Genomic DNA, 13,561 nt, shown 5'->3' with positions numbered 1-13,561 from the left:
AGGCATTGTTACATTTTGTATTAATTATTTTATGTAGGAAAAGGCTCTAAAACAAAGGGATTGCGGAACTTCCAAATGAGTATTGATGTCATTTGCGCTTTACTCTCAAATGAGAGTCCCTATCATCGCAGCCCTGGCAGTGCCGGGGAAAGCTAAACACGTAGGTCCTTTCGAGGTCGTGCGTCAGCAATTACCAGCCTTTGGCCTGCTGAGCACACTCCATTGTTAAGGGATCAACTGGACATGTCGTCTCGATTCAACCGCAGTCATCTTTCACTGGCTCTCATGGCCGCTCTGGCTTCGCCCACCCTGCTTGCCGACGCACTTGAGCGTGAGCGTGACGAAGTACCGGTAGAGGCCACCGATTTGCCAGTGGATGGCACCCGCCAGGCGTTGCAACTCGAAGAAACCCGTGTATTGGGCACTGCTGCCCAGGAGCTGAAGCAGGCACCCGGCGTGTCGATCATCACCGCCGAAGACATCAAGAAGCGCCCGCCGGCCAATGACCTGTCCGACATCATTCGTCGCGAACCCGGGGTCAACCTCACCGGTAACAGTTCCAGCGGCGCCCGCGGCAATAACCGGCAGATCGACCTGCGTGGCATGGGCCCGGAAAACACCCTGATCCTCATCGACGGCAAGCCGTCTTCTTCGCGCAATGCCCAGCGCTATGGCTGGAGCGGCGACCGTGATACCCGTGGCGAAACCAACTGGGTACCGGCCGAAGAAGTCGAGCGCATCGAGATCCTGCGCGGCCCGGCAGCGGCGCGCTACGGTTCAGGGGCAATGGGCGGGGTGGTCAATATCATCACCAAGCGTCCATCGGACAAGCTAAAAGGCTCGTTGACCGCCTATTACCTGGCGCCGGAAGACGACGCCGAAGGTGTCAGCAAACGCACCAACTTCAACCTCAGCGGGCCGATCACGGATGATCTGGTGTTTCGTGTGTATGGCGGCCTGAACAAGACCGATGCTGACGATCCGGGCATCAATACCGCTGCCCAGGCCTCCCCCGACAGCGTCGTGGCGGGCCGCGAAGGCGTGCGTAACAAAGACATCAACGGCCTGCTCAGCTGGCAATTCACCCCTGAGCAGAGCCTGGACCTGGAAGCCAGCTACAGCCGCCAGGGCAATATTTTTGCCGGCGACACCATGCTCAACAGCGGGGGTGACTTCGTCAACAGCCTGACCGGCAAAGAGACCAGCGTGCTGCAGCGGAGCACCTTTTCGGCTACCCACAATGGTTCGTTTGACTGGGGCTCGACTTCGGCCTCGCTGACCCACGACCTGACCCGCAACGCGCGTCTCAACGAAGGCCTGGCCGGTTATGGTGAAGGTGCACCTTCTGCCAGCGCCGGCAGTTTTGAATCGCGTCTGCGCAATACCCGTGCTACAGGTGAGGTCAATCTGCCGCTGAACATGGGCACCGCCCAGGTCCTGACTCTGGGTGGTGAATACCTCTACGAGTCGCTCAATGACCCGGGCTCGTTGCGTCCGCAAAGCTGGGATCCGGGGGCTGACGGCACACCCGGCCTGCCGGGTACGGACCGTACGCAAACCAAAACCACGGCCAACAGCTATGCGTTCTACGTCGAAGACAATATCGAAGTCGGCGCCAAAACCATCGTTACCCCCGGCGTGCGTTTCGATCACCACAGCGAATTTGGCGGCAACTGGAGCCCGAGCCTCAACGCCTCGCATCAGCTCACCGATGAGTTGAGCATCAAGGGCGGTATTGCCCGGGCCTATAAGACCCCGAACCTGTACCAGTCCAACCCCAACTACCTGCTGTACAGCCGCGGTAGTGGCTGCAGCTCGGTTGAAGTGAATATCGGTGGCTGCTACCTGGTGGGTAACCCGGATCTCAAACCGGAAATCAGCGTCAACAAAGAGATCGGTCTGGCGTTCGACAAGGGCACCTGGCGCACCAGCGCCACCTATTTCCGCAACGACTACCAGAACAAGATCAATGCCAGCAACGAATCGGCATTCCGCCTGCCCAACGGCCGTCGCGTGCTGCAATGGGAAAACAGCGGCAAGGCCATCGTCCAGGGGGTGGAAGGCAACCTGTTTGTCAGCTTGCGTGAGGATCTGGACTGGAACACCAACCTGACCTACATGATCGAAAGCAAGGACAAGGAAACCGGCGACCCGCTGAGCATCATTCCCAAGTACACCGTCAACACCATGCTCGACTGGTACGCCACCGAAAAACTGTCGTTACAGGTCAGCGGGACTTACTACGGCAAGCAGGAAGCGCCCAAGCGCAACAACCGCGCCAATGAAGCACTGGACAAGTCGGTGCAGCAGCCCGTCGATCCTTATGGTCTGGTGGGCTTGAGCAGCGGCTATGAGTTCAACAAAAACTTCAGTGTGCGGGTGGGCATCAACAACCTGTTCGACAAGCAACTGTACCGCAAGGGCAACTCGGACGAGGCGGGCGCGCAAACCTACAACGAGGCAGGCCGTGCGTACTTTGCGTCTGTGACCAGTTCGTTCTGACAACACCGCGGCCCATGCAGGCGCGACATCCGTGAAAACGGGTGTCGCGCCGTTGTCGCATCTGGCGCAGGCAAAAACCGGAGCTCGATAGAGGATTGAACACATGAAACTTGCAACGTCGGCCTGGGCGCCGATCGTGTCTCGCACACTGGCAGCACTGGTCGGTGGTTATGTCTTTACCTATGCCTTTACTGCGGCATTGGCGCGGCTGCTGCCGCTGGACAATGTAGACGCGATGATCGTCGCCAGCCTGCTGTCGTTTGTGATCTACACCTTCGCCATTTTGTGGGCATTTGCTGCCCGCCACCAGTGGTCGGCCTGGATGGGCGCGGTGCTTGCCGTGCCCCTGGCCGCCATCGGTTTTTGGCCGCAACTGCTGGAGCGACTGGGATGAAACAGACCCTGACCCAATCCATGGCCTGGCTGCACACCTGGGGTGGCCTGATCGTCGGCTGGTTGTTGTTCGTGATCTTTTTGACCGGCAGCCTGGCCGTGTTCGATCAGGAGATCGACAACTGGATGACCCCCGAGCTGCCGGCCCACCACCTGACCGATGAGCAGGCAGCGCAACGCGCACTGAGCTACTTGCAGACGCACAAGGCTGACGCAAAACAGTGGGGTATCAGCCTGCCCTATGAGCGCTCGCCGCAATTGCAGGCCTCCACCGGCGGGCGCCGTGATGGCGTGTCGGTGACCCTGGACCCGGATACCGGCGAGGTGATGCCGGTTCGCGAAACGGTAGGAGGGCGGTTTTTCTTTCTGTTCCACTTCACCCTGCACATGCCGCGCATGATCGGCATTTACCTGGTGGGTGCGCTGGCCATGGGCATGCTCGCGGCTTTGGTCAGCGGCATCGTGATCCACAAGAAGTTCTTCAAGGAATTCTTCACCTTTCGTCCCGCCAAAGGCCAGCGCTCGTGGCTTGACGCGCACAACGCCAGTGCCGTGCTGTTGCTGCCTTTTCACTTGATGATCACCTACACCGGGCTGGCGATTTTTCTGGTGATCTATATGCCGGCGGCAATGGATGCATTGTTCGATGGTGACCGCGAGGCCTTTTTCAAGGCGCAGGACAAGGCGCCGGCCAGCGTTGCCGTACAGCGCCCGGCAACCGCAGAGCCTGCACCGCTGGTGGCCCTGGGGCCGTTGCTGAGCCAGGCCCGGGCTGTCATGGGGCCGTTGGGCGGGATCAGCATCAGCAACCCCGGCATGAGCAATGCCGAAATCCAGATTCGTCCGATCCTGGGCAATCGCATTGCCCTGACCAAGGGCCAGGGCATGCGCTTTGACGGCGTCACCGGCGAGCAATTGGCCGGCCCCACAGAGATGCGCCCCACGGTGCTGACCCATCGGGTGATTTCCGGGCTGCACTTTGCCCAGTTCGGCGGTTACCCCATGCGCTGGCTGTACTTTATTTGCGGGCTGATCAGCAGCGCCATGATCGCCAGCGGGCTGGTGCTGTTCACGGTCAAGCGGCGGCGCAAGTACGCCAGTGAAGGTCGGGTTGCCCAGGTGCTCTACCGTCTGGTCGAAGCGATTAACGTCACCGTTATGGCGGGCTTGAGCCTGGCCTGCATCAGCCTGTTGTGGGGCAACCGGCTGTTGCCGTCGGGGATGACCGAACGGGCGGATGCTGAATTGAATGTGTTCTTTGGCATGTGGGCGTTGAGCTTTGCCCATGCCTTGCTGCGCCCGCGCATGCAGGCCTGGCGCGAGCAACTCGGGTTGGCGGGAGGGTTGTGCCTGGCCTTGCCGTTGTTGAGTGTCTTCACCGTCAACCGGCCTTGGGCACTGCACAGCAGCATGGGCGTCGAGCTGACTGCTATGGCCCTGGGCGCTTTGTTGCTGTGGGCCTGCTGGAAAGTCTCGCAACCGGCGGTTGAGCGGGTGCCACGTAAAAAGACCGCCGTCATGGCCGAGGTAAATTGAGATGCTGGCTGATTATTTTGCTGCACTGGCGTTCGCTTACATCGGCATGCTTACCTTGTGCCAGGGGTTGGAGCGTCATTACAAACAGGTGTGGGGAAAGCCGCCTGCGGCCCGCTTGCGCCGTGTGCTACGGGTTGCCGGTTGGCTAAGCCTGGGGCTGAGTTTCTGGTTTTGCGGGTTGGCCTGGGGCTGGGCGATGGGGCCGGTGGGCTGGTTTGGCATGATCTCGTTGAGCGGTTTTAGCCTGCTGATGCTGTTGCCGTATCGGCCGCGACTGGCCGTGTGGCTGCCAATGGGCTTTGTGCCGGTTTGGGCGGTGATCGCAACCTTGCACTGATCGTTGTGGGAGCGGGCCTGCCCGCGATTTGGACAACGCGGTCTGCCAGGCAAACCGCAGTGATGCCATCGCGAGCAAGCCCGCTCCCACAGGTGAGAAGGTGGTTAGCGCTTGACCCACCGATTGGCCATCCAGTCCAGGCCACTGCACAACACAAAGTACACCAGCGCCACAAACAGGAAGATTTCCGTCGGGTGCACCATCACCCGGTTGCTGATCTGGGTGGCAACAAACGACAGCTCGCCGACCCCGATCACGTACGCCAGCGAGGTGTCCTTGATCAGTGAAATCCATTGGTTGAGGAAGGAGGGCAGCATCATCGGCAGGGCCTGCGGCAGAATGATCAGACGCAACACTTGCCAGCTACCCAGGCCGAGAGCCTTGCCCGCCGCCCATTGCCCGGCCGGCAGGCTGCTGATCCCGGCATACACCGAGTGGGCCAGGTACGCACCGCCGATCAACGACAGCGCACACACCACGGTGGCCAGCGCGGGTACATCGACCTTGAACAGGATGGGCAGCAGGAAGTAACTCCAGAAAATCAGCATCACCACCGGAATTGCCCGCAAAAAGCCCAGCACACCCAACAACAGCCAGCGCACCTTGCCGCGAATCATCACCAGGGCAATGCCCAGCACCAGCCCCAGCAGTGCCGAGATGATCCCCGACAACAGGCTGAGCAGCAGCGTCAGTGCTGCACCGCCCAAAGGTCCGTTGGGCCAGGCACCGAGCATGAAATACGAAAAGTTGTCGCTGATAACCGAAAAATCCATGACTTACACCACTCCCTGGCGATACCACTTGCTGCGTGCAATCAATTGGCCAAGTACTTCGAGCAAGGCAATGCTGGCCACATACAGCAGAGTGGCAAAACCGAAGGCCTGAAAGGTCTTGAAGGTTTCGGTCTCGACCTGACGCGAGGCGTAGGACAGCTCGGCCAAGCCAATGGCCATGGTCAGAGACGAGTTTTTCAGGGCGTTCATATACTGGCCCAGCAACGGTCCCAACGCCGTGCGCAGCGCCTGCGGGAACACGATATAGCGCCACACCTGTGCCGGCCTCAAGCCCAGCGCCAGACCTGCCGCCCGTTGTTCCACCCGCACCGAACTGACACCGGCGCGAAACTCCTCGCAAATAAAAGCGGCGGTGTAGAGCATCAGCCCCCAGAACCCGGCGAGAAACTCAAACGACGGCCAGTCAACTTCAAACAGCCCCAGTGACAGGCTGCGCGGCTGGTTGAGCCACATCACCAGCCCTTCGGGCAGCATGGCCGTGACCCCGAAGTACCAGAAAAACAGCTGCACCAGCAGTGGTGTGTTGCGAAACAGGGCCAGGTAGGCCCGTGCCGGCCACGACCACACACGCAAAGGCGAGATGCGTGCCAGGCACAGCAAAAACCCCAGCCCGGTAGCCACCAGGCAGGTCAGCAGGGAAAGGATCAGGGTGAGGACAAAACCATCGAGCAACCAGTGCAGGTATTGCGGGGCAAGCAGTTCACCGAACATAGAAACAGCGTCCATCCAGAAACGAGCAAACCCGTCCGGTTGACCGTGACGGGCTGAAGGAGACAGGAACTGTGGGAGCGAGCCTGCTCGCGAAAAGTCTTCGCGAGCAGGCTCGCTCCCACAGAGGCAGTGGCTTAGCTCTTGTCGCCAATCTTGTACAGGCGGGTCAGCGGGGTCTTGGTGGTCGGGCCGAACCAGGCGTCATAAATGCCCTGGGCCTTGCCCTGGGCTTCGAGGTCGGTGAGGGTCTGGTTAACCACCTCGGTCAGGCGCGCTTCGCCTTTAGGAATACCGACACCGATCAGGTCATTGGAAATGGTGAACGGCGGCACTTCGTACTTGTCCTTGTCCGGCACATTGGCCAGCAGGCCGATCAGCTTCGGGCCGTCCTGGGTGATGGCCTGGACGTTGCCGTTGCGCAGGGCAGTGAAGGCGAACGGGGTGTCATCGTAGGCCACCACTTTGGCACCGGGGAATTTCTCGCGCAGCACGCCTTCATTGACCGTGCCCTTGTCCACCCCTACGCGCCATTTGTTCAGCTCCTCGGGGGATGTGAGGGTGCCTTTCTTGACGATAAATTGCTGGCCCGAAGCAAAGTACGGAATGCTGAAATTCACCTGCTCGGCGCGCTCGGGGGTGATGGTGAAGTTGGCCAGTACCAGGTCCACCTTGTTGGCCACCAGCAGCGGTACGCGGTTGGCCGGGTTGGTTGGCTGCAACTGCAACTTCACGCCCAGCTTGTCGGCGATGGCCTTGGCGTAGTCGACGTCGAGGCCTTCGATCTGCTTGCTGTTGGCATCGACAAAACCAAAGGGCGGGTTGCTGTCGAAGGACGCCACGCGCAGCACACCGGATTTTTTGATGTCATCCAGACGATCGGCGTGGGCCAGGCCAGACAGGACAGCCAGGGTCAGGGCGGTGAGGGCAGTGAATTTTTTCATTTCGTTCTCATCATGAGTTGGAAGAGTTATGACGAGAGTCTTGCAGGAAAATTAGCTTTTAAAAAAGAATATAAAATGATTTATATATTCATTTTAGGAATAACAAAGAGCATGTCTTTACCGCACGCGACTCATCGCCATCACACTGGCTAATATGATGGCTGCGCCGGCCATCACCCCCATCGACACGGTGCTGCCCAACACGACGGCCGCCATCACCATTGCCACCGGCGGGATCAAATACATGACTCCTACTACGCGACTGACCTCGGCGCGGGCCAACACAAAGGCCCAGAACAGATAGGCCAGGGCGCTGGGGAAAATCCCCAGCAGCAACACCGCCCCGTTCACCCGGGCCGGCGCATTCAAGACTGCATCCACGAGCCCCGGCGCGTATACACCCAGCAGCAAGGTCCCGCTCCAGATCGTGTAGCACACCAGAGTCAAAGGGCTGTAGCGGTTGGAGTAATGTTTTTGCAGGGCGAAATAGACGCTCCAGGAAAACGCCGCGAGCAAAACCAGCAAGCCCTGGGGCCTGAACCCTGCGATGCCTTTATCGCTGATCACCACCACCAACGCGCCCAGAAACCCCACAGCCACCCATAACCAGCGCCAGCCGCTGACAGTTTCTTTCAAAAACACCCGTGCGATCAGGGTGCTGAACAGTGGCGCGGATTGTGCCAACACGCTGGACGCGCCGGGGCTGATCCAGCGCTGGCCGAAATTGAGCGCCACGTGATGCAGCACAATGGCGAAAAAGCCCAGCACGATCAGCCAGGGCACATCCCTGAGCCGGGGCAGGCCAATGCGCAACACCAGCGCAACAGCCGCCATAAAGACCGAGGCAATCAAAAACCGCAGCAACGCCAGATGCCCCGGAGAATAATCCTGCAGGCCGATGTTTATCCCGATCGGTGAATAGGCCCAGCACAGTACGACAGCGGCCAGGGCTGCGATTATTTGCTTCCTTGTGTGCGAACACTTCAAATGTTTATTTCCAACGTCTTAGCGTCTTCAATAGCTCGTGCTATTCCGTTCCAGTAGTTTTCTGTGATGTCGAGAAAGCGTTTGAAGCCAATGGTTAGTTCGGCCAAATCAGCTTCGTTGCTGCACTCAAGCGCTGCTGCTATTAGTGACTGAACTTTATGCTCTTTTTCAGCTTCTCCAATATGGATGTAAAAATATTCACACCACTCGTGGAATTCATCATTGTTGGAATACAAGTTTTGATAATTTCGTGCGCCCTCGTATAAACGTGTCAGCATTGAATACGCAAGCCACTCTTGGGCAAGCAGTGCTCCTAGAGCATGACTTGACGGTCGTCCTTGCTCAGCGGGTGCATACAGTGCTTCCTGCTCTGCAATAAAGAGATGTGTTGAGGGTAAGACCTCTCCCGCCTCTAACTCGTCCAAGGTGTATTTTCTTCCGGCTAGACGACTTAACAGGTCAAGTAAGTACTTTTCTAAAAGCACACTGTGTGCTTTTTTTGCATCGCCGTTGCCTAACTCAGAGTATAGGTTTTTGACGATTTCTGCTCTTGCTGAAATGTGCTTTGCATGTAAAAAAGAAAGCGCGACCATCAAGGCTGTACGACATGTCCTGGCCCAATAATTTTGCGCAAATATTTCTACCTCCCGGAGCTTCATTGGAGAGCCTAACCAGCGTTGATAGAATGCGTTGTTCAGCGCGCCATGGTCAAAGACGGAATGTGCCAATGCTTCAATAACTGCCTCTTTAGTGTCCACGCTGTCCACTCCATTATGGTTTTTATTTTTTGGGGGTCACTGTCTTGATTCAGCAAAGCTATTTACAGACCTCAAATTTTGTCAGTTTATTAATTCATGACAAGTGATATATAAAGATTTCTGTAATCATCAGGAGTGAACCATGGAGCTTAGCCAGTTGCGTATGGTCAAGTCGGTGGCAGAGTGCGGCAGCATCGCGCTGGCGGCTCAGCAACTGCATTGCGTGCCGTCGAATATCACCACCCGGATCAAACAGCTGGAGAGTGAGCTGGGCACCGCGTTGTTTACCCGTGCGGGCCGGGGGTTGTGCATCAGCCCGGCGGGCCAGGTGTTTGTCGGCTATTGCGAGCAGATCCTGGCGCTGGTCGACCAGGCCCGGCGTGCCGTGCAGCCCCATGCCGTGCCTGCGGGCAAGCTGCGTATCGGCGCGATTGAGTCCTGTGCCACAGGGCGGTTGCCGCCGATGCTGGCCGAGTTCCATCAGCGCTATCCGCATGTGACCCTGGAACTGGTCACTGGGCAATGGCGGCAACTGATCGATGATGTGCAGCACCACCGGCTCGACGGCGCCGTGATTGCAGGGGGCATCGATCAGCCAAAACTTACAAAAACCCCGCTTTATCACGAGCCCCTGATAGTGATTGCCAGCCCGGCACTCGCACCGCTTACGGGTCTTGGGGATATGCATCAACACACGGTGTTCGCCTGGCCACCCGGTTGCCCGTACCGCGCCGTATTGGCGCGAGGGTTGGCGGTGCAGGGGCTTGAAGTCAACTGGGTCGATTACGCCAGTTGGGGCAGTATTATTGGTTGCGTCAGGGCGGGTGCGGGTCTGGCGTTGGTGCCTGAAGGGCTACTTGAGCATTTTGGCGTTTGCGTTCAGTTGGCACGCTACCGATTTGCCGAACTGGAGCCGGTCCCTAACCAGTTTTACTGGCACAGTGAAACCGGCCATCACAGTGCCCGGGAGGCGTTTGCCGAGTTGTTGGCGGAGCTTGTAGACCCTGCCGACACCTTGTAGCCGCTGACGAGGATCGCAGCCTCGCTCCGCTCGTCAGCGGCTACACCGCATCGGCAAGCGCTGTTTCCCGCGCTTTCAAGCTGCTGGCCTGCAGCAGTTCCCGGGTATAGGGGTGTTGCGGGTTGTCGAAGATGGACTGCGCATCCCCTTGTTCCACCACCTTGCCGTCCTTGATCACGATCATGTCGTGGGCCAGGGCATGCACCACCGCCAGGTCGTGGCTGATAAACAGGTAGGTCAGGCCATGCCGGGCCTGGAGGTCGCGCAGCAGGTCGACCACCTGTTTTTGCACCGTGCGGTCCAGGGCCGAGGTGGGTTCGTCGAGCAGTATCAGCTCCGGCTCCATGACCAGCGCCCTGGCAATGGAGATGCGCTGGCGCTGCCCGCCCGAGAACTCATGGGGGTAGCGATGACGGCTTTGCGGGTCCAGGCCCACTTCCTGCAAGACCCGGATCACCGCCGCCTCGCGCTCTTGCTCAGTGCCAATGTCATGGGCCAGCAAGCCTTCGCTGATGATCTGCTGCACCGACATGCGCGGGCTCAGGCTGCCAAACGGGTCCTGGAACACCACCTGCATTTGCCGGCGCAACGGGCGCAACAGGTTCTGGCTGAGGATGTTCAGTTGTTTATTACCGAAGCGGATTTCGCCCTCTGAGTCCACCAGCCGCAAAATAGCCTGGCCAAGGGTCGATTTGCCCGAGCCGGACTCGCCGACGATGCCCAGGGTGCGGCCTTTTTTCAGTTCAAAACTGACCCCATCCACCGCCTTGATAAAGTGTCGCTCGCGGCTGAACAGCGGTTTGGGCAGGGGGAACCAGACTTTCAGGTTGTCCACTTGCAGCAGGTTGTGACGGTGCTCTCCCGGTACCGGTCGGCCACTGGGCTCGGCTTCGATCAGCATGCGGCTGTAGGGGTGCTTCGGCTCGTTGAACAGGGCCTCGCAACTGGCCTGCTCGACTATCTCGCCACCGCGCATCACGCACACGCGCTGGGCAATCTTGCGCACCAGATTGAGGTCGTGGCTGATCAGCAACAACGACATGCCCAGGCGCTGTTGCAGGTCGATCAGCAGTTCGAGGATTTTTTGCTGCACCGTCACATCCAGCGCCGTGGTCGGCTCATCGGCGATCAGCAGTTCCGGCTCATTGGCCAGGGCCATGGCGATCATCACCCGCTGGCGCTGCCCGCCAGACAGTTGGTGCGGATAGGCATTGAGGCGCTTGGCCGGTTCGCGGATGCCCACCAGTTCCAGCAGCTCCAGGGTGCGTTGCCGCGCAGCGCGGGTTTTCAGGCCCTTGTGGGTGATAAGGATTTCACTGATCTGTTTTTGCACGGTGTGCAACGGGTTGAGCGAGGTCATCGGCTCCTGGAAGATCATCGCAATGCGGTTGCCGCGCAAGCTGCGCAACTGGGCTTCGCTGGCATGCACCAGATCGACACCGTCGTAGCGGATGCTGCCTTGGGTCTCGACAGCCTTGCCGGGCAGCAGGCGCAGGATCGAGTGCGCGGTCACCGACTTGCCCGAGCCCGACTCGCCCACCAGCGCCATACACTCGCCACGGCGGATATCGAGGTTGATGCCGTGAACCACTTCTGCCCCGGCAAAGCTGACGCGCAAGTCGCGGATTTCTATCAGTGTGTTGGTCATGTCAATTCTCAGGTCCGGGGATCGAAGGCGTCGCGGCAGGCTTCGCCGATAAACACCAGCAGCGACAGGATCAGCGCCAGCGCACAGAACGCGGTCAGGCCCAGCCACGGCGCCTGCAGATTGTGTTTGGCCTGGCCGATCAGTTCGCCCAGCGATGCGCTGCCCGGGGGCATGCCAAAGCCGAGAAAGTCCAGGGCGGTGAGGGTGGCAATGGCACCGGTCAGGATAAACGGCAGGTAGGTCAGGGTGGAGGTCATGGCGTTGGGCAGGATATGCCGGCGCATCAGTGCGCCGTCAGTCAGGCCCAGGGCCCGCGCAGCCTTGACGTACTCCAGGCTGCGCCCGCGCAAGAACTCGGCGCGCACCACATCCACCAGGGCCAGCCAGCTGAACAGCGCCATGATGCCCAGCAACCACCAGAAACTCGGAGCGACAAAGCCGGACAAAATGATCAGCAGGTACAGCACCGGTAACCCGGCCCAGATTTCCTGCACGCGCTGGCCAAGCAGGTCGACCAGGCCTCCGTAGAAGCCTTGCAGGGCACCGGCGGTAATGCCCACCACGGTGCTGATGGCGGTCAGGATCAAGGCAAAGAGGATGGAAATCCGTGCGCCGAAGATCACGCGGGCCAGTACATCCCGGGCCTGATCGTCAGTGCCCAGCCAGTTGGTGGCGCTCGGTGGGCTGGGTGAGGGCTCCTGGAGGTCGTAGTTGACGGTGTCGTAGCTGAACGGAATCGGCGCGAAGAGCATCCAGCCGCCCTGATCGGCAATCAGCTTGCGTACGTAGTCGCTGCGGTAGTCGGGTTCAAAGGGCAACTCGCCGCCGAAATCGGTTTCGAGGTGACTGCTGACAATCGGAAAGTACCAGCTGTCCTTGTAGTGAATCGCCAGGGGCTTGTCGTTGGCAATCAGTTCACCGCCCAGACATACCACGAACAGCCCGATAAAAATCCACAGTGACCACCAGCCACGGCGGTTGGCCTTGAAATGTTTGAGGCGGCGACGGCCAAGAGGAGAGAGGTTGAACATCAGGCAGTCCTCGCCGAGAAATCAATACGGGGATCGAGCAGGGTGTAGCACAGGTCGCCGATCAGCTTGATCAGCAGGCCGAACAGGGTGAACAGAAACAGGGTGCCAAACACCACCGGGTAGTCCCGTGATACCGCTGCTTCGTAGCTCATGCGGCCGATGCCGTCGAGGTTGAAGATGGTTTCAATCAGCAGGGAGCCAGCAAAGAACACCTCGATCAACGCCTGGGGAATCCCGGCTACCACCAGCAGCATGGCGTTGCGCATCACATGGCCGTAAAGCACGCGGCGCTCGGTCAGGCCTTTGGCCCGCGCGGTAACCACATACTGTCGGCTGATTTCGTTGAGAAAGCTGTTTTTGGTGAGGATGGTCAGGGTGGCAAAACCGCCGATCACCAGCGCCGACACGGGCAGTACCATATGCCACAGATAATCGCCGATCTTGCCGAAGAAACTCAGGCTGTCGAAGTTGTCCGAGACGATGCCCTGCACCGGGAACCAGCTGACATAACTGCCGCCGGCAAACACCACGATCAACAGAATGGCGAACAGAAAGGCGGGCATGGCGTAGCCGATGATGATCGCCGTGCTGGTCCATACATCGAAGGCGCTGCCGTTGTGTATGGCCTTGCGGATGCCCAGCGGAATGGAAATCAGGTAGGTGATCAGCGTCGCCCACAGGCCCAGCGAGATGGATACCGGCAGCTTCTCCACGATCAGGTCAGTGACCTTGGCCCCGCGAAAAAAACTGGTGCCGAAGTCCAGTTGCGCGTAGTTCTTGAGCATCAGCCAGAGACGCTCGTGCATGGGTTTGTCGAAGCCGTAATGCTTGGTGATTTCTTCGATCAATGCCGGGTCAAGGCCGCGACTGCTACGGCTGGCCCCGCCGGCGGCCGCGGCCAT

General features: G+C 59.2%; 13 protein-coding genes. 5 read left to right on the top strand and 8 right to left on the bottom strand.

Annotation, left to right across the window (positions count from 1 at the left end; genetic code table 11):
* The first annotated feature begins 243 nt into the window (after positions 1-243).
* The 4 genes from GHO42_RS18280 (at position 244) to GHO42_RS18265 (ending at position 4,768) form a co-directional block, all read left to right on the top strand.
* Positions 244-2,502 carry a FepA family TonB-dependent siderophore receptor gene (locus GHO42_RS18280; protein ID WP_153326963.1) on the top strand — a complete coding sequence of 753 codons (2,259 nt, stop codon included), beginning with the start codon at positions 244-246 and terminating at the stop codon, positions 2,500-2,502.
* Positions 2,503-2,605: 103 nt separating this feature from the next.
* Positions 2,606-2,896, top strand: a complete 291-nt coding sequence (locus tag GHO42_RS18275) for an iron transporter (protein ID WP_095002853.1) — start codon at positions 2,606-2,608, stop codon at positions 2,894-2,896.
* The gene (locus GHO42_RS18270) at positions 2,893-4,431 is read left to right on the top strand and encodes a PepSY domain-containing protein (RefSeq protein ID WP_153326961.1); all 1,539 of its coding nucleotides are present in this window, start codon (positions 2,893-2,895) and stop codon (positions 4,429-4,431) included. The genes GHO42_RS18275 and GHO42_RS18270 overlap by 4 nt, the downstream gene beginning before the upstream one ends.
* A 1-nt stretch (position 4,432) precedes the next feature.
* A complete protein-coding gene (locus tag GHO42_RS18265) occupies positions 4,433-4,768 on the top strand; it encodes a DUF3325 domain-containing protein (protein ID WP_095002851.1) in 336 nt (111 codons plus the stop codon).
* Between the two features lie 104 nt (positions 4,769-4,872).
* Here the strand turns inward: GHO42_RS18265 and GHO42_RS18260 are convergent, their stop codons facing one another.
* From GHO42_RS18260 to GHO42_RS18240, 5 genes are all read right to left on the bottom strand, one after another.
* Positions 4,873-5,541, bottom strand: a complete 669-nt coding sequence (locus GHO42_RS18260; RefSeq protein WP_095002850.1) for an amino acid ABC transporter permease — start codon at positions 5,539-5,541, stop codon at positions 4,873-4,875.
* 3 nt (positions 5,542-5,544) lie between these two features.
* Positions 5,545-6,273, bottom strand: coding sequence for an amino acid ABC transporter permease (locus tag GHO42_RS18255; protein ID WP_153326959.1), 729 nt, complete (start codon positions 6,271-6,273; stop codon positions 5,545-5,547).
* A 134-nt stretch (positions 6,274-6,407) separates the two neighbouring features.
* Entirely contained in the window at positions 6,408-7,214 is an 807-nt protein-coding gene (locus tag GHO42_RS18250; protein WP_095002848.1) for an ABC transporter substrate-binding protein, read from the bottom strand.
* A 117-nt stretch (positions 7,215-7,331) separates the two neighbouring features.
* Complete coding sequence (locus GHO42_RS18245) at positions 7,332-8,201, bottom strand: DMT family transporter (RefSeq protein WP_153326957.1); 870 nt, start codon at positions 8,199-8,201, stop codon at positions 7,332-7,334.
* Complete coding sequence (locus GHO42_RS18240; protein ID WP_238705515.1) at positions 8,198-8,959, bottom strand: iron-containing redox enzyme family protein; 762 nt, start codon at positions 8,957-8,959, stop codon at positions 8,198-8,200. The genes GHO42_RS18245 and GHO42_RS18240 overlap by 4 nt, the downstream gene beginning before the upstream one ends.
* A gap of 142 nt (positions 8,960-9,101) precedes the next feature.
* Between GHO42_RS18240 and GHO42_RS18235 the strand changes: the two genes are divergently transcribed.
* Positions 9,102-9,980: a LysR family transcriptional regulator gene (locus GHO42_RS18235; RefSeq protein WP_095032047.1), complete on the top strand. Its 879-nt coding sequence runs from the start codon at positions 9,102-9,104 to the stop codon at positions 9,978-9,980.
* A gap of 40 nt (positions 9,981-10,020) precedes the next feature.
* Here GHO42_RS18235 and GHO42_RS18230 read toward each other — a convergent pair whose 3' ends face one another.
* The 3 genes from GHO42_RS18230 to yejB form a co-directional block, all read right to left on the bottom strand.
* Entirely contained in the window at positions 10,021-11,628 is a 1,608-nt protein-coding gene (locus tag GHO42_RS18230; RefSeq protein ID WP_153326955.1) for an ABC transporter ATP-binding protein, read from the bottom strand.
* An 8-nt stretch (positions 11,629-11,636) separates the two neighbouring features.
* Entirely contained in the window at positions 11,637-12,659 is a 1,023-nt protein-coding gene (locus tag GHO42_RS18225) for an ABC transporter permease (protein WP_095002845.1), read from the bottom strand.
* The coding region (yejB, locus tag GHO42_RS18220; protein ID WP_153384169.1) for a microcin C ABC transporter permease YejB at positions 12,659-13,561 on the bottom strand (903 nt) is incomplete at its 5' end. The genes yejB and GHO42_RS18225, both read right to left, overlap by 1 nt.

This window comes from Pseudomonas sp. FSL R10-0056, assembly GCF_009600105.1.
In the GTDB taxonomy this organism is placed as follows: domain Bacteria; phylum Pseudomonadota; class Gammaproteobacteria; order Pseudomonadales; family Pseudomonadaceae; genus Aquipseudomonas; species Aquipseudomonas bubulae.
This window is presented reverse-complemented; position numbering and strand designations above follow the sequence as displayed.

Excerpts from the sequence above, each read along its gene's own strand:
- GHO42_RS18280 (WP_153326963.1), top strand. The coding sequence starts at position 244 with ATGTCGTCTCGATTCAACCGCAGTCATCTTTCACTGGCTCTCATGGCC.
- GHO42_RS18275 (WP_095002853.1), top strand. The coding sequence starts at position 2,606 with ATGAAACTTGCAACGTCGGCCTGGGCGCCGATCGTGTCTCGCACACTG.
- GHO42_RS18270 (WP_153326961.1), top strand. The coding sequence starts at position 2,893 with ATGAAACAGACCCTGACCCAATCCATGGCCTGGCTGCACACCTGGGGT.
- GHO42_RS18265 (WP_095002851.1), top strand. The coding sequence starts at position 4,433 with ATGCTGGCTGATTATTTTGCTGCACTGGCGTTCGCTTACATCGGCATG.
- GHO42_RS18260 (WP_095002850.1), bottom strand. The coding sequence starts at position 5,541 with ATGGATTTTTCGGTTATCAGCGACAACTTTTCGTATTTCATGCTCGGT.
- GHO42_RS18255 (WP_153326959.1), bottom strand. The coding sequence starts at position 6,273 with ATGTTCGGTGAACTGCTTGCCCCGCAATACCTGCACTGGTTGCTCGAT.
- GHO42_RS18250 (WP_095002848.1), bottom strand. The coding sequence starts at position 7,214 with ATGAAAAAATTCACTGCCCTCACCGCCCTGACCCTGGCTGTCCTGTCT.
- GHO42_RS18235 (WP_095032047.1), top strand. The coding sequence starts at position 9,102 with ATGGAGCTTAGCCAGTTGCGTATGGTCAAGTCGGTGGCAGAGTGCGGC.
- GHO42_RS18230 (WP_153326955.1), bottom strand. The coding sequence starts at position 11,628 with ATGACCAACACACTGATAGAAATCCGCGACTTGCGCGTCAGCTTTGCC.
- GHO42_RS18225 (WP_095002845.1), bottom strand. The coding sequence starts at position 12,659 with ATGTTCAACCTCTCTCCTCTTGGCCGTCGCCGCCTCAAACATTTCAAG.